General features: G+C 75.5%; 11 protein-coding genes and 2 pseudogenes. 9 read left to right on the top strand and 4 right to left on the bottom strand.

All coding sequences use genetic code 11. The features are described from left to right. Window positions 1-71 precede the first annotated feature (71 nt). The 3 genes from POD19_RS02860 to POD19_RS02850 all read left to right on the top strand — a co-directional run bounded on the left by POD19_RS02860 (window position 72) and on the right by POD19_RS02850 (window position 3976). The gene (locus POD19_RS02860; RefSeq protein ID WP_144819029.1) at window positions 72-1190 is read left to right on the top strand and encodes an acyl-CoA hydrolase; all 1119 of its coding nucleotides are present in this window, start codon (window positions 72-74) and stop codon (window positions 1188-1190) included. Continuing rightward, complete coding sequence (locus POD19_RS02855; protein WP_144819027.1) at window positions 1187-3310, top strand: PIG-L family deacetylase; 2124 nt, start codon at window positions 1187-1189, stop codon at window positions 3308-3310. The genes POD19_RS02860 and POD19_RS02855 overlap by 4 nt, the downstream gene beginning before the upstream one ends. 96 nt (window positions 3311-3406) lie before the next feature. Further along, a complete protein-coding gene (locus POD19_RS02850) occupies window positions 3407-3976 on the top strand; it encodes a DUF4190 domain-containing protein (protein WP_010079686.1) in 570 nt (189 codons plus the stop codon). Between the two features lie 9 nt (window positions 3977-3985). On the opposite strand, the pseudogene POD19_RS02845 reads toward POD19_RS02850, so the two are convergent. Beyond that, window positions 3986-5406: pseudogene (locus POD19_RS02845) on the bottom strand (amidase). 169 nt (window positions 5407-5575) lie between these two features. On the opposite strand from POD19_RS02845, the gene POD19_RS02840 reads away from it, so the two are divergent. Continuing rightward, window positions 5576-5902 (top strand): rhodanese-like domain-containing protein, encoded by a 327-nt coding sequence (locus POD19_RS02840; protein WP_010079684.1) that lies wholly within the window; start codon window positions 5576-5578, stop codon window positions 5900-5902. Next, window positions 5899-6848, top strand: a pseudogene (gene pheA / locus POD19_RS02835) (prephenate dehydratase). The gene POD19_RS02840 and the pseudogene pheA overlap by 4 nt, the downstream one beginning before the upstream one ends. A gap of 218 nt (window positions 6849-7066) precedes the next feature. Here pheA and POD19_RS02830 read toward each other — a convergent pair. Then, on the bottom strand, window positions 7067-8245 hold the full coding sequence (locus POD19_RS02830; RefSeq protein WP_041103508.1) for a diacylglycerol/lipid kinase family protein: 1179 nt from the start codon (window positions 8243-8245) through the stop codon (window positions 7067-7069). A 146-nt stretch (window positions 8246-8391) separates the two neighbouring features. On the opposite strand from POD19_RS02830, the gene POD19_RS02825 reads away from it, so the two are divergent. The 3 genes from POD19_RS02825 (at window position 8392) to POD19_RS02815 (ending at window position 11628) form a co-directional block, all read left to right on the top strand. Continuing rightward, window positions 8392-9399, top strand: coding sequence for an IS481 family transposase (locus POD19_RS02825; protein WP_101967671.1), 1008 nt, complete (start codon window positions 8392-8394; stop codon window positions 9397-9399). 10 nt (window positions 9400-9409) lie between these two features. Next, window positions 9410-10693: a serine--tRNA ligase gene (gene serS, locus POD19_RS02820; RefSeq protein ID WP_036380800.1), complete on the top strand. Its 1284-nt coding sequence runs from the start codon at window positions 9410-9412 to the stop codon at window positions 10691-10693. A 125-nt stretch (window positions 10694-10818) separates the two neighbouring features. After that, window positions 10819-11628, top strand: coding sequence for an HAD family hydrolase (locus POD19_RS02815; RefSeq protein WP_044659867.1), 810 nt, complete (start codon window positions 10819-10821; stop codon window positions 11626-11628). Between the two features lie 27 nt (window positions 11629-11655). Here POD19_RS02815 and POD19_RS02810 read toward each other — a convergent pair whose 3' ends face one another. Both POD19_RS02810 and POD19_RS02805 read right to left on the bottom strand, forming a co-directional pair. Beyond that, a complete protein-coding gene (locus POD19_RS02810; RefSeq protein ID WP_041104661.1) occupies window positions 11656-12285 on the bottom strand; it encodes a hypothetical protein in 630 nt (209 codons plus the stop codon). 87 nt (window positions 12286-12372) lie between these two features. Continuing rightward, window positions 12373-12960, bottom strand: coding sequence for an inorganic diphosphatase (locus POD19_RS02805; RefSeq protein ID WP_144819151.1), 588 nt, complete (start codon window positions 12958-12960; stop codon window positions 12373-12375). 220 nt (window positions 12961-13180) lie between these two features. Here POD19_RS02805 and POD19_RS02800 point away from each other — a divergent pair, with 220 nt between their 5' ends. Continuing rightward, window positions 13181-14491 (top strand): D-alanyl-D-alanine carboxypeptidase/D-alanyl-D-alanine-endopeptidase, encoded by a 1311-nt coding sequence (locus POD19_RS02800; protein WP_230297375.1) that lies wholly within the window; start codon window positions 13181-13183, stop codon window positions 14489-14491. The last annotated feature ends 7 nt before the right edge of the window (window positions 14492-14498 follow it).

Genomic DNA, 14498 nt, shown 5'->3' with positions numbered 1-14498 from the left:
TGCTGACTACGGTGAATCCTCGACCCCGGGGCGCACCGGCCCGGGCGCCGTCGACGAGGAGGTCCCCACCCATGGCCCAGCCCGAGCCCGTCCGTCTCGTCCCGGGTGGAGCCGTGGACCGCCCGGCCGAGCAGGCCCTCCTCGCGGCCGCCGCGGCCTGCGACGGGGACGTCGACGCGATGGTCGAGCTGCTCCGTGCGGCGTCCGGCGCCGCGTCCGGCGAGGACGCCGCCCCGCTCGACCTGCCGCTGACCGGCGCGGGGCGCACCCGCGAGCAGTGGGAGCTGCTCGCCTCCGTCGCCGCGCAGGACCTCTCGGCCGCCCGCGTGCTCGAGCCCCATCTGGACGCGCTCTCGATCCTGTCCCAGGCCGGCGTCCCCGCCCCGGCCGGGCTGCTCGGCGTCTACGCCTCCGAGTCCGGCGGCCGCACCCCGGCCCTGCGCCCCGCCCCGGACGGCCCCGACACCGCCTGGCTGCTCGACGGCGAGAAGCCGTGGTGCTCGCTCGCGGGCCGGTGCGCGGCCGCCGTCGTGACCGGCCGGGAGGCGGACGGCACCCGCCGTGCCGTGCTCGTGGACCTGTCCCACCCCGGCGTCGCCGAGACCGACTCGGCCTGGCCCGCGCTCGGCCTCGCCCCGATCCGCACGGTGGGCCTGGCCTTCGACGCCGTCCCCGGCATCGCCGTCGGCGGCGCCGAGTGGTACCTGCGCCGGCCCGGTTTCGCGTGGGGCGGCATCGGCGTGGCGGCCGTGTGGTTCGGCGGCGCCGTCGGCATCGCCCGCACCCTGCGGAACGCCACCGCCGCCCGCGCGGCCGCCGAGGCCGAGGGCCGCGGACCGGGCCCGGACCAGATCGGCCAGGCCGCGCTCGGCCGCGTCGACCGGCTGCTCCACGCGATGGCCGCCCTGCTCGCCCGTGCCGCCGACGACGTGGACGCCGGCCGCCTGGACCACGGCCGCGGCATGGTCGAGGCCGACCGGATCCGCGGCACCGTGGCGCAGCTGTGCACCGAGGTGATGGACGTCGTCGGGCAGGCCACCGGCCCCGGCCCGCTCACCGGCAGCGCCGCGCACGCCCGCGCCGTGGCCGACCTGCAGGTCTACCTGCGCCAGCACCACGGACACCGCGACGACGCCCGGCTGGGCGCCGCGCTCCTGGCCGGCGAGACCGACGGCGGCTGGACGTGGTGAGCTTCTCCCACACCGACGACGGCACGTCCGAGGCGGCCTGGGCCGAGGGCGGCGTCGGCGAGCTGCCGGAGCTGCGCCTGCCCGTCTGGGACGCGCAGACGCTGCTGCTCGTGACCGTGGCCCACCCGGATGACGAGACCCTCGCCGCCACCGGCCTGATCCGCTCCGCCCTGCGTGGCGGGGCACGCGTGCACGTGCTGGTCGCCACCGCCGGCGAAGCATCCCACCCGCAGTCGCCCACGCACACGCCCGCGGACCTGGTCCGGCTGCGCCGGGACGAGATGGAGCACGCCCTCGACGCCCTCGCCGCCGGCCTGCCCGCCTCCGCGGGCCCCGGCGCCCCGGCGCGGGACCGGCTGACCTGGGCGTCCCTGGCCCTGCCCGACTCCGGCGTGGCCGAGCACGAGGACGCCGTGCGCGACGCCGTCGCCGCGGCCCTCGACGCCCACCCCGGCCCCGCCGTGCTCGCCTCCCACGACCCGGGCGACGGCCACGCGGACCACGAGGCCGTGGGCCGGGCCGTCGGCGCGGTCGCGGGCGAGTGCGACCTGCCGCTCTACGCCTTCCCCATCTGGTTCTGGCACTGGGCCGACCCGGCCGACCTGCCCGCCCGCCGCTACCGGCGGCTGCCGCTCACCGACGACGACCGTGCCGCCCGCCGTGCCGCCCTCGACGCGCACGCCTCCCAGGTCCGGCCCCTCTCCGACGCGCCCGGTGACGAGGCGATCCTCGGCCCCGCCGTGCTCGCCCACCACGAGCGCCCGTTCGAGGCCCACCGCGTCTCCGGCCCCGACGACGCCGACGCCCACCGGGCCGCCGCCGTCTTCGACCGGCTCTACCGGGCCCAGGAGGACCCGTGGCGCTACCTCAGCTCGTCGTACGAGGCCCGCAAGCGGGCGCTCACCCTCGCCGCCCTGCCCCGGCCCCGCTACGGGACCGTGGTGGAGGCGGGCGCGTCCATCGGCGTGCTCACCGCGGACGTGGCCGCGCGCGCGGACCGCGTGGTCGGCCTCGAGGCGTCCCCCACCGCCGTCGAGCGCGCCGCCGCCCGGCTGTCCGGCGCGCCGCACGCCGAGGTGCGCCGCGCCGTGCTGCCCGCGGACTGGCCGGCCGACGTCGCCGGCGCGGACCTCGTGATCGCCTCTGAGATCGGCTACTTCCTGCAGCCCGAGGAGCTCGACGCGCTGATCGACGATGCCGACGCCGCGCTCGCCCCCGGCGGCGAGCTGCTGCTGTGCCACTGGCGCCACCCCATCGAGGGCTGGCCGCTGGACGGGGACGCCGTGCACGCGCGCGTCGCCGCCGACCCGCGCTGGCGGCTGCGCACCGAGCTCGTGGAGGACGACTTCCGGCTCAGCCTCCACGTGCGGGCCGCCGCCGCGACCCACGCCGTCGTCGTGGTGCCCGCCAAGGACGAACAGGAGCGGCTGCCGGCCGCGCTCGCGGCCCTCGCCGCCGCCCTGGACCGCTGGGAGGAGCACCACGCGCAGGGCACGGCCGCGGTCGTGGTCGCCGCGGACCGCTGCGACGACGCCACGGTGGCCGCCGCCCTCGAGGCCCGCGCCGCCGACCCGCGCATCCACGTCCTCGAACTGGGGGAGCCGACCGCCGGGCAGGCCGGCGTCGGGCGGGCCCGCCTCGAGGGCGCCCGCCGGGCCCGCGCGCTGTTCCCCGACGTGCCCGCCGAGCGCCTCTGGCTCGCCTCCACCGACGCGGACAGCCGCGTCCCCGCCGACTGGCTGCTGGCGCAGACCGTGGCCGCCGGCCGCGACGAGGCGCTCGTGCTGGGCACGGTGGACGTGCGCCAGGGACCGCTGCGGCAGGCCTGGCTCCGCGGCTACCGGCACGAGGAGGGGCACGCGCACGTGCACGGGGCGAACTTGGGGCTGCCGTGGTCGCTCTACGAGGCCGTGGGCGGATTCCCGCCGGTGGCCGAGCACGAGGACGTCGGCCTGGCCGAGGCCGTGCGGGCCCTGGCGGGGGAGCGCGACGGTGGTGAGGGCCGCCGGGTGCGCGTGATCGCCACCGACACCACCCGCGTGCTCACCTCGTCCCGCCTGGAGGGGCGGACCCCCGGCGGGTTCTCCGGGTACCTCAAGGCGGTGGGCCGGCCCGGGTGAGGCCGGCCGTGGAGCAGGGTGCGGGGCCGGGCCGGGTCCGGGGGCACCGCCTAGACTCGGCACCGGACCGCGACGCCCCGAACCGGAAGGACCGTCATGACCGACCCCCACGCCTCCCACGACCCGCGCCGTGAGGCCGCCCGGCCGAGCTGGTACGGGTCCGAGGCCGGTGCGGGCTCCTCCGGCACCGGCTCCTCCGCCGCCGGCTGGCCCGACGCCCCGGCCGGCGACGCCGACCGCGCCGCCTGGGACCGGGCCCCCTCGTACGCCGAGCAGGAGGGGCAGACCCGCCCCGCCTACGGGCAGCCGTACGGCTACGGCCAGGACGCGAACACCGTCCCCGCCTACGGCTACGGGCAGGGCACGCCCGGCCACGGCTTCGGAGCCCCGCTGCAGCCCGGCCAGACCGACGGCGTCGGCCGCTCGGTGGCGTCCATGATCCTCGGCATCATCTCCGTGGTGGGCGGGTTCACGTTCCTCCTCCCGCCGATCGTGGGCGTGGTCCTCGGCCACATCGGCCTCAAGCGCGAGCCCCACGGCCGCGGCATGGCGATCGCCGGCCTCGTGATGAACTACGTGTCCCTCGCCCTGCTGCTGCTCGCCGTCGTGTTCCTCGTGATCCTGGTGATCGCCGGGATCTCCCTGGGCGACTACACCTCGACCTGACCGGCCGGCTCAGCCGGCCAGCAGCAGCTCGAGATGTGCGGCCAGGGCGAGCAGGGGCGCGGACGTGCCGGGCCGACCGATGAGCTGGACGGACCAGTTCAGGCCCCGCTCGTCCCGGAGCACGGGCACCGCGACCGCGGGCAGGCCGAGCACGTTGACCATCGAGGTGTAGGGCGTGAACGCGCACTGCGCCTCGTAGTTGGCCTCGGGCTCCATCGCCAGGAAGTGGCCGACCGGCGGGGGCGCGGTGGCCAGCACCGGGGTCATCACCACGTCGACGGCGGCGAACTGCGCCCGCACCCCGCGCGCCCACTCCTCGAGCCGGTGGGCGGCGTCGTCGAGCTCGGCGCGCCCTGCGGCCCGGGCCGTGCGCAGGAAGTGCGCGGCCACCGCGCCCACGTGGGCCTCGGCGTCCTCCGGCAGCGGCGCCCGGAGCAGTCCTGCGGTCCACACCGTGCGGAAGTCCCGGTGGTAGTCCTCGCCGTAGTAGGGGGAGAGGTCCTCGACCGCGTGACCGCCCGCGTCCAGGGCGGCGGCGGCCTTCGTCAGGGCGGTGACGGCGGGCCGGGCCAGGGAGATCTCCAGGTCGGGGGCGAACGGCGAGGCCGTGGTGACGCCGATCCGGCGGACGTCGACGGCGTCCCCGGCCCGGGCGGTCTCCACGGTGCGGCGCAGGTCCGACAGCACCCGGCCGGGCAGGCCCTCGGGGGTGAGCATCACGTCGTAGAGCAGGGCGGCGTCCTCGACCGTGTGGGCCAGCGGGCCCGACACCGTGAGGTTGCGGACCGTGTCCGCGTGCTCGTCCATCGGCAGCTCCCCGCGACCGGGCTTGAGGCCCACGAGCCCGCACGCCGCGGCGGGGATGCGGATGGACCCGCCCCCGTCCGAGCCCGGGGCGAACGGCAGGATCCCCGCGGCGACGGCGGCCGCGGCCCCACCCGAGGAGCCACCCGCGGTGCGGGTGGGGTCCAGGGGTTGCGGGCCGGCGCCGTGACGAGGTTCTCCGAGTAGGAGTCCAGGCCGAACTCGGGCACGGTCGTCTTGCCGAGGGTGACGGTGCCGGCCCCGCGCAGGCGGAGCGCGAGCGGGTCGTCCTGCGCGGCCGGCGGCGCGTCGGCCAGCAGGGCGGAGCCGAACCGCGTGGGCATCCCGCGCACGTCGATCAGGTCCTTGTACGCCAGCGGAAGGCCGTGCAGGGAGGCGGGGGCGCCGTCGTCGTCCGGGGCGGGGGAGGTGCGCGGACCGGGCACGGCCCGGGGTGCGACGCGCGGGTGGGCCGCGTCCAGCTCGGCCGCACGGGTCCGGGCGCCCTCGGCGTCGAGGAGGGCGAACGCGCCGAGGTCCGCGTGGGCCTGGGCCGCGGCGAGGGCCGCCTCCGTGACCTCCCGGGCGCTCAGCGCCCCGGCGGCGAGGTCCTCCCGCAGGCGCACGGCCGAGCGGTCCAGGAGCCGGGCCGGGCCGGGGGCGGAGGGGTGCGGTCGTCGTCGGCGGCGGGTGCGGCGTCGGAGGTCTGCATGCGGCCGAGCCTAACGGGCGTGGGCCGGGTCATGGACGGCGGGGCCTTCCTGGGACGTCCGGGCGGGTGGCTACGCTGAAGCCATGAGCGCCTTCGAGACCGTCGATGTGAACGAGATCCCCGCCGATGCGGCCATCCTGGACGTCCGCGAGGACGACGAGTGGGCCCTGGGCCGCGCCGCCGGCGCCCAGCACATCCCGCTGGGCCAGCTGCCGGACCGGCTCGAGGAGCTGGACCCGGACACGGACTACTACCTGATCTGCCGCACCGGCGGCCGCTCCGCCCGCGCCGCCGAGTTCATGACCGGCCGCGGCTACTCGGCCATCAACGTGGCCGGCGGCTCCGGCGCGTGGCTCGAGGCCGGCAAGCCGATGGAGGCCGACGGCGACGCCGAGCCCACCGTCAAGTGACGGGGACGGACTCCGCTGACGCGACGCCGTCGCGCCTGCGCTACGCCTTCCTCGGCCCGGCCGGCACCTTCACCGAGGCCGCCCTGCGCAAGGTGGCGGACCCGGCCGAGGCCGAGTTCGTGTCTGCGGGCTCCGTGCTGAGCGCCGTGGCGGCGCTGCGCAGGGGGAGGTGGACCGCGCCGTCGTGCCCATCGAGAACTCGGTGGAGGGCGGCGTCTCCGCCACCGTGGACGAGATCGCCCTCGGGGAGACGCTGCAGATCCTCGCGGAGGTGCACGTGCCCATCAGCTTCGTGCTCGTGGGCCGGCCCGGCGTCGCGATCGAGGACGTGCGGCGCGTGACCACGCACCCCCACGCCTGGGCGCAGGTGCGCGGCTGGGCCGAGACGGCGCTGCCGGGCGTGGAGTTCACGCCCGCCCCGTCGACGGCGGCCGGGGCCGGCCTCGTGGCCCAGGGCGACTTCGACGCCGCCGTGTGCGCCCCGCTCGTGGCCGAGCAGACCGGGCTGCCGGTGCTCGCCGAGCGGATCGAGGACGTGCCGGGCGCCGTGACGCGCTTCGTGCTGCTCTCCCGGCCGACGGCCCTGCCCGCGCCCACGGGGGCGGACAAGACCACGCTCGTGGTGCCGCTGCCGGAGGACCGGCCCGGCGCCCTCGGGCAGATCCTGGCCGAGTTCACCACGCGCGGGGTGAACCTCTCCCGCATCGAGTCCCGGCCGACCGGCGAGGGCATCGGGCGGTACTTCTTCTCCCTCGACCTCGAGGGGCACCTGGCGGAGGCCCGCGTGGGTGATGCGCTCGCGGCCCTGTACCGGGAGTACCCCGACCTGCGGTTCCTGGGCTCCTACGCCCAGGCCGAGCCCGTGCCCACGAGGGTGCCGGCCGAGTTCACCGACGCCGCGTATCGCTCCGGCCGCGCCTGGGTGGAGTCCCTCCGCTCCCGCTGAGGCGGTGCAGCACTTTCGTTCGGGAAACGGCGGCCCCCGAGGGACTTTCGTTGACGAAACGGGAGGTTCCTAGGCCCCTTTCGTGGCCGAAACGGGACGATCACCACGACGACGGGCCGTCGTCGTGCTTCCCGTCCGCGCGTCGCCCCGGCGCCCGTTTCCCGAACGAAAGCGCTGGGGAAGCCGCCGTTTCCCGAACGAAAGCGGGGACGGGGGGGTCAGATGTGCGGGGCCGGTTCCGGGACGGGGGCGGCGGCGGAGACGCCGTCGTCGCGGACGGAGGCGTCGTCCTCGGCCACGAGCATCACGACGAGCGAGTCCGGCTGCACGCGGGCGTCGAGGGCGGTGATGACCCCGGTGGCGTCGCCGTCGAGCTGGGAGGGCATCGGCTCGGCGAACTCCACCTTCACGCGCTGCGCCTGCTCCGTGTGCATCACGGGGATGGAGCTGCGAGACCGGGTCACGGTCTTCACGGCGATCCGCGCCCAGTCGAGCGCGTGCCGGGGCGAGAGGACCATGACGTCGAGGAGGCCGTCGTCGAGCTTGGCCTGGGGCAGCAGCTCGACGCCGCCCGTGAGCATCCCGCAGTTGGCCACCATCACGGTGCGCACCTTGAACCGGCGGGGCTGACCGCCGTCGAGGGCCACGGTCACCTCGTGCCGCTTGCCGCGCAGGTGCCGTATGCCGGCCTCGCTGTAGGCCAGCCAGCCGGCCAGATCCTTCAGCTCATCCTTGGTGTCGCCCATGATGTCCGCGTCGTAGCCGGCGCCACCGATCACGGTGAAGGTCTGCCGGGTGACGCGCCCGTCCTCGTGCGTGAAGCGGACGTCCACGGTGTCGATGCGTCGCTGCCGGCCCCCCACGGCGATCCGCAGGCATTGCTCGACGTCGTTGATCGGCAGGTCCAGGTTGCGGGCCAGCAGGTTCCCGGTGCCCAGCGGCACCACGCCGAGGGCGACGTCGGTGCCGGCCAGCTGCTCGGCCACGGTGCGGACCGTGCCGTCGCCGCCCGCGGCGATCACGAGCCGGGCACCGGCGTCGAGGGCCTGCCGCGCCATGGCGGTGCCGGGGTCGTCCTCCTGCGTCTCGAGCACGAGCACCTCGCCGAGGCCCTCCGCCGCCGCGAGCCGCTCGAGCTCGCGCCGCACCCGGTCCGCGTGCGTCTTGATGGGGTTCAGCACCAGCGCGACCTCGTGGCGGCCCGTGCCGATGCCGGGCACCTCCTCCAGCCGGCGCTGCACGCCGCCCACCCGCGCGTCGAGGGCGTCCACCAGGAGACGCGTCCGTTGGTGCTGCACGCCGAGGCGGACCTGGCGCACCGCCAGCACCACCACGACGACGGCCAGCACGGCCAGGAGCACCAGGGCGGCCAGCGCCATCCACCACTCGGGAGTCATGCCCTGAGTCTAGGCGTCGGCCCCGCCCGCTAGGTGTTGTGGGTCATGAGGTTCTTGCCACGAGGCGCCGGCTGAGATGAGACGAGTGGGCCTCTCCCGCAGGATGGAAGTTCCTCAACAACCCACCTGCCCGAAAAGACCCACTCATGACTCACGCTAACGCACCCCTGACCCCCACCGGCCGTCTCAGGATGGTCCACCGCCACCTGCACGACGGGATCCCACAGGCGCACGTGGCCGCCGAGTTCCGGGTGAGCCGGCCCACGGTGGCCACCTGGGTGGCCCGCTACCGCGCCGAGGGCGAGGCCGGGCTGCTCGACCGGCCCAGCCGTCCGCGCCGTTCACCTGCCCAGCTCGACCCGGCCCTGGTCACCCAGATCCTCACCCTGCGCCGGGAGTGCAAGTGGTCGGCCCGCCGGATCCATCACCACCTCGTCTCCGAGGGCCACCGGGTGTGCCTCCGAACGGTGGGCAGGTGGCTGCACCGGCTGGGCATCTCCCGGTTGCCAGACCTCGCGCCCACAGGTGAGGACCTGCGCCAACGACCCCAGAAGATCACCGCGAGAGGGCCGGGGCACATGGTGCACCTGGATGTGAAGAAGATCGGGAAGATCCCAGACGGGGGCGGCTGGCGCACCCACGGACGTGAAAGTGAAGCAGGCCGTGCTTCCAAGCGCGGGCCTGGCCGGCGGGTCGGCTACACCTACCTGCACTCGGCGATCGACGGGTACACCCGCCTGGCCTACACCGAGGCGTTGGAGGACGAGCGGGCGGCCACGACCGTGAGCTTCTACTGCCGGGCGCGGGCGTTCTTCGCCGCCCACGGCATCACCGTGGACCGGGTGATCACGGACAACGGGAACAACTATCGGGCTGCGGACTTCACCGCGAAGGTGGTCTCGCTCGGGGGCCGGCATCACCGGATCCGACCCTACACCCCGCGCCATAACGGGAAGGTCGAGCGGTACAACCGGCTGATGGTCGATGAGGTCCTCTACGCCCGCCCCTACACCTCAGAGCAAGCTCGGCGTGAGGCCCTGGCGGTGTGGGTGAACCACTACAACTACCATCGGTCTCATACCTCCTGCGGAGACGCTCCTCCGGCCTCGTTGGCCCCGGCCCGAGTCAACAACGTCATGACCTCTTACAGCTAGGCTGGCGCACGTGATCGACGTCAAGGACCTCATCGAGCAGCCCGAGAAGTACCGCGTCTCCCAGGAGGCGCGCGGGGAGGACGCGTCCCTCGTGGACCGCGTGGTCGAGGCGGACGCGGCCCGCCGCTCGTCCATCGCGGGCTTCGAGCAGCTGCGCGCGGAGCAGAAGGCCTTCGGCAAGCGCGTCGCCCAGGCGAAGGGCGAGGAGAAGCAGGCCCTGCTGGCCGAGGTGAAGGACCTGGCCGCGCGCGTGAAGGAGGCCGAGTCGGCCGCCGGCGCGGCCGAGGCCCGCCTCGCGGAGCTGCAGCGCGCCTTCCCGAACCTGATCGTCGACGGCGTCCCGGCCGGCGGCGAGGACGACTTCGTGGTCCTCAAGGAGGTCGGCACCCCGCGCGACTTCGCCGCCGAGGGCTTCGAGCCGCGCGACCACCTCGAGCTCGGCGAGCTGCTCGGGGCGATCGACATGGAGCGCGGCGCGAAGGTGTCCGGCGCCCGGTTCAGCTTCCTCAAGGGCGTGGGCGCGCGTCTCGAGCTCGCCCTGATGCAGCTGGGCCTGGACCTGGCCCTGGAGAACGGCTTCGTGCCGGTCATCCCGCCCACCCTGGTGCGCCCGGAGACCATGCAGGGCACCGGCTTCGACGTCGAGCACGACGACGAGATCTACCGTCTGGAGCGCGACGACCTGTATCTCGTGGGCACCTCCGAGGTGGCCCTGGCCGGCTACCACGCGGACGAGATCATGGACGTGAGCGCCCCCGTCCGGTACGCGGGCTGGTCCACGTGCTACCGGCGTGAGGCGGGCTCGGCGGGCAAGGACACCCGCGGCATCATCCGCGTGCACCAGTTCAACAAGCTGGAGATGTTCATCTACGCCGCACAGGAGGACGCGGAGGCGGAGCACGAGCGCCTGCTGGCGTGGGAGGAGCGGATGCTGGGCGCCATCGAGGTGCCGTACCGCGTGATCGACATCGCCGCCGGCGACCTCGGCCTCTCCGCCGCCCGCAAGTTCGACTGCGAGGCCTGGGTCCCCACGCAGGGCACCTATCGCGAGCTGACGTCCACCTCGAACTGCACCACGTTCCAGGCCCGCCGTCTCAACATCCGCGAGCGGGTCCGCACGGAGGACGGTTCCAAGGGCGGCACCCGCATGGTGGCCACGCTCAACGGCACCCTGGCCACCACCCGCTGGATCGTGGCGATCCTGGAGAACCACCAGAACGCGGACGGCTCGGTCACCGTGCCCGCCGCGCTGCGTCCCTACCTCGGCGGGATGGAGCGCTTCGAGCTGGTCTGAACGGACGACGTCGTCCCCCGCGGCGCCGGTCGCCTCGCCCGCCCGCCCCGCGGCGCCCCTGCGGCGCCCCTGCGGTTCACCCGCGCGTCGCCGTCGTGTCCGGGCCGTGTGGTTGGGTGGAGGTCATGACGAAGAAGCTCGTGTGCCTGGACGTGGACGGAACGATCGTGGACCATGACGGCCATCTGCATGAGCCCGTGCGCGCGGCCGTGCGGGCCGTGCTGGACGCCGGGCACCACGTGGTCATCGCGACGGGCCGCTCCCGCGCGGCCACCCTGCCCGTGGCCCGCTCCCTGGGGATCGGCGCCGGCTTCATGGTGTGCTCCAACGGCGGCGTCACGCTGCGCCTGGACCCCGAGCTGGAGGAGGGCTACGAGGTCACGGACCTGCGCACCTTCGACCCGCGCTCGGTCCTGACCCAGCTGCGCCACCGCCTGCCCAGCGCCAAGTACGCGCTCGAGCTGCCGGACGGCACCTTCCGCTCCACCGAGCGGTTCCAGGACATGTCCTTCGGCGTGGCCGCGGAGGGCGTCACGTTCGAGGAGCTCATGGACACCACGGCCGTGCGCCTCGTGGTGTTCTCCACGGACTCCTCCGCCGAGGAGTTCGGTCGCGCGGTGGAGGGCATCGGCCTGTCCGGCGTGACCTACTCCGTGGGCTGGACGGCGTGGCTCGACGTCGCCGCGGCGGGCGTGACCAAGGCCTCCGGGCTCGAGGCGCTGCGCACCGTGCTGAAGGTGGCCCCCGAGGACACCGTGGCCGTGGGCGACGGCCGCAACGACATCGAGATGCTGCGCTGGGCCGGCCGCGGCGTGGCCATGGGCCAGGCCGTGGAGGAGGTCGTGGCCGCCGCGGACGAGGTCACCGGGCACGTGGACGAGCACGGGCTCGCCACGGTGCTGCGCTCGCTCCTCGAGGAGCCGGCCGCGGCCTGAGCGGCGCGACCGGCCCGGGCCGCCGGGTCAGCCCCCCGCCAGCGTGAGCAGCCGCGCGGCGGCGGGGCGGCAGGCGTGCTCCTCGTTCCAGTAGGAGCGCTGCACCGCCTGCGAGACGGCCTGCGCCGTGATCCCGAGCGCGGCGGCCGCCGGCTTCTGCTGGCCGCGCACGCCGGGCACCAGCAGGTCCAGCACCGCCCACTCGGCGTCGGTCCGGGACCACACGAGCTGCCCGACGAGTCGCAGCACGGCCTCGGCCTCGGCGGCCGCCTCCTCGTCGCGGCCGCGCACGGCCAACGGGATCCGCGCGGTGGACACGGCCGCCGCCTCCACGGCCCGCCGCGCCGCCGCGAGACCGGGCCCGCCGGCGTCGTGCAGGTCCCCGGAGGCGGGCGCGCCCGCCGCACCGTCCGCGTGCGTCACCGTCCCGACGCCGACCCCCACGTTCCAGCGGCGCTGCCGCAGGGCGCGCAGCGCCACGTCCACGGCGACGCGCGGGTCCTCGACGGCGCCGATCAGCTCGTCGCCCACGGCGCGCTGGAACGGGAGCACGACGGCGTCGCCGAGCCCCGGCACGTCCTGGAGGGCGCGCAGGAACGTGTCCACGCGGTCGCCGGCGTCGAGGGTGTCCCGCTGGTTGATGGTGAGCACGAACATGGTCGTCGATTCTGCCAGCCCGCAGACGACGCCGGCCGCCCACCCCGAGGGGTGAGCGGCCGGCGTCGCGCGTGGGCGGTGCGGGGGTCAGCGGCCCTGGGGCTCGTCGGTCTCCTCGCCCTCCTCGGTGGCCGGCTGCGCCTCCTCGGTGTCCACCTCGCGGCCCTGGGGCTCGTCGGTCGGGGACTCCTCGCCCTCGGCGTTGAAGCGCTGGATGGAGGCCTCGAGCTCGGCCTCGGCCGCCGCGCGGCCCTCCCAGCCCTCGGCCTTGACCCACTTGCCCGGCTCCAGGTCCTTGTAGCGGGTGAAGAAGTGCTCGATCTCCTGCTTGAGGGACTCCTCCACGTGCTCGAGCTCGGTGATGTGGTCGTAGCGCTTGTCCGCCGGGACGCACAGCAGCTTGGCGTCGCCGCCGCCGTCGTCGGTCATGCTGAACACGCCGATCGGGCGGGCCTCGACGACGCAGCCCGGCACCAGGTCGAAGCCCGGCAGGTACACGAGGGCGTCCAGCGGGTCGCCGTCCTCGCCGAGGGTGTTCTCGAAGTAGCCGTAGTGCGTGGGGTACTGCATGGAGGTGAAGAGCACGCGGTCCAGGCGCAGGCGGCCGGTCTCGTGGTCGAACTCGTACTTCACGCGGGAGCCCGCGGGGATCTCGATGGTGACGTCGTGCGCCATGACTCTCCTTCGCACAGAGGGTGGGGTGTCCGGGCGGCGCGGCGCCGCCCGGCGGTGCTGCCGTCAGCCTACCGGGGGCGTCCGTCATGATGGACGCATGGGACAGGTGGACACGGGGCGCGCTGGGCGTCGGGATCGACGCACGGAACACCGCCGGAGCCGCTCGCTCCCCGCCGTCCTCCTGGCCGCGCTCGCGGCCGTCCTGGTCGCCTGCGGGCCCGTGACCGCACCGCCGGCCCCGTCGAGCGCGCCCGCCGCGTCGACGACCGCCGCGCCGACGTCGACGTCCCCGTCCGCCGGCCCCACCGCGGCCGAGGTGGCGGCCGCCGTCGAGCCGGGGCTGGCGACGTCCCCGGGCACGGTCTCCGCCGAGTTCCGCGACCTCGCCACCGGCGAGGTGCTCTACGCGCGGGACGCGGACGAGCCCGTGGCCCCCGCGTCCTCGCTCAAGGTGCTCGCCGCCGCGGCCATCGTCTCCGCCCTGGGTCCTGAGACGACCCTGCAGACCACCGTGGTGGCCCAGCCCACCGCGGACGGCGCGGCCACCGAGCTGGTGCTCGTGGGCGGCGGCGACGTGCTGCTGGGCACGGGCGCCTCGGACTCGACGCACGTCTCCGGCCGCGCGGGCCTGCGCACCCTCGCGGAGCGGACCGTGGCCGGGCTGGTCGAGGACGGCGTCACCGGGCAGGTGGTGGTCAGCACGGACCTGCGGCTCTTCACGGACCGGACGGCCCTGAACCCGCGCTGGACGTCGGACATCCCGGAGAGCGGCAACATCGCGCCGGTGCAGCCGTTGGCCACCTACGGCGGCCGTGAGGCCCCCGGCACCGGGGAGGACCGCATCGAGGCCCCGGCGCAGTTCGCCGCGCTCACCTTCCAGGCCGCGCTCGACGACGCGGTGGCCGCCTCCGGCGCCGACCTCGAGGTGGGCCTGCGGGACACGCTCCCGGCCACCGAGGTGCCGCGCGCCACGGTCCTCGCCGCCGCCCCCGTCGCGGCGGTGGAGTCCGCGTCCGTGGGGGAGCAGGTCGCGTACCTGCTGGCCCACTCGGAGAACCAGGTGGTCGAGGCCCTGGCCCACACGGCCGCGCCCGCCACGGACCTGCCGGCCACCCACGAGGGCGCCACGCGGCTGCTGACGGCCACCGCCGAGGACCTCGGCGTGGACACCGCCGGGATGGCGCTCGTGGACTCCTCGGGCCTGTCCCCGGACAACCGCGTCAGTGCGGGCCAGCTGGCCGGCGTCGTGGCCGGGGTGGCCCGCACGCCCGCCCTGGCCACCGTGCTGGAGGGCCTGCCGCGGCCCGGCGAAGACTCCACCCTGGGCGACCGGTTCCCGGATGCCCCCGCGCGGCAGGCCGTGGCCGCGAAGACCGGCACGCTCGACCAGACGGTCTCCCTCACCGGCACCGTCACCGCGACGTCCGGGCGGGTCCTCGCGTTCAGCATCATCTGCTCGGATCTGCAGTGGAAGCTGGAGCCCGCGCGCGCGGCGGTCGACGAGGCCGTCAGCGCCGTCGCCGGGCTCTGATCCGAGG

This window comes from Micrococcus sp. GPGPB33 (genome assembly GCF_037853785.1).
Classification (GTDB): domain Bacteria; phylum Actinomycetota; class Actinomycetes; order Actinomycetales; family Micrococcaceae; genus Micrococcus; species Micrococcus luteus.
Note: the sequence above shows the minus strand (reverse complement) of the source record. Positions and strands in the feature narration are given on the sequence as shown.

Coding starts and splice junctions, on each gene's coding strand:
- POD19_RS02830 (WP_041103508.1), bottom strand. CDS start 8,245: ATGACTCCCGAGTGGTGGATGGCGCTGGCCGCCCTGGTGCTCCTGGCC.
- POD19_RS02840 (WP_010079684.1), top strand. CDS start 5,576: ATGAGCGCCTTCGAGACCGTCGATGTGAACGAGATCCCCGCCGATGCG.
- POD19_RS02860 (WP_144819029.1), top strand. CDS start 72: ATGGCCCAGCCCGAGCCCGTCCGTCTCGTCCCGGGTGGAGCCGTGGAC.
- POD19_RS02825 (WP_101967671.1), top strand. CDS start 8,392: ATGACTCACGCTAACGCACCCCTGACCCCCACCGGCCGTCTCAGGATG.
- POD19_RS02805 (WP_144819151.1), bottom strand. CDS start 12,960: ATGGCGCACGACGTCACCATCGAGATCCCCGCGGGCTCCCGCGTGAAG.
- POD19_RS02810 (WP_041104661.1), bottom strand. CDS start 12,285: ATGTTCGTGCTCACCATCAACCAGCGGGACACCCTCGACGCCGGCGAC.
- POD19_RS02850 (WP_010079686.1), top strand. CDS start 3,407: ATGACCGACCCCCACGCCTCCCACGACCCGCGCCGTGAGGCCGCCCGG.
- POD19_RS02815 (WP_044659867.1), top strand. CDS start 10,819: ATGACGAAGAAGCTCGTGTGCCTGGACGTGGACGGAACGATCGTGGAC.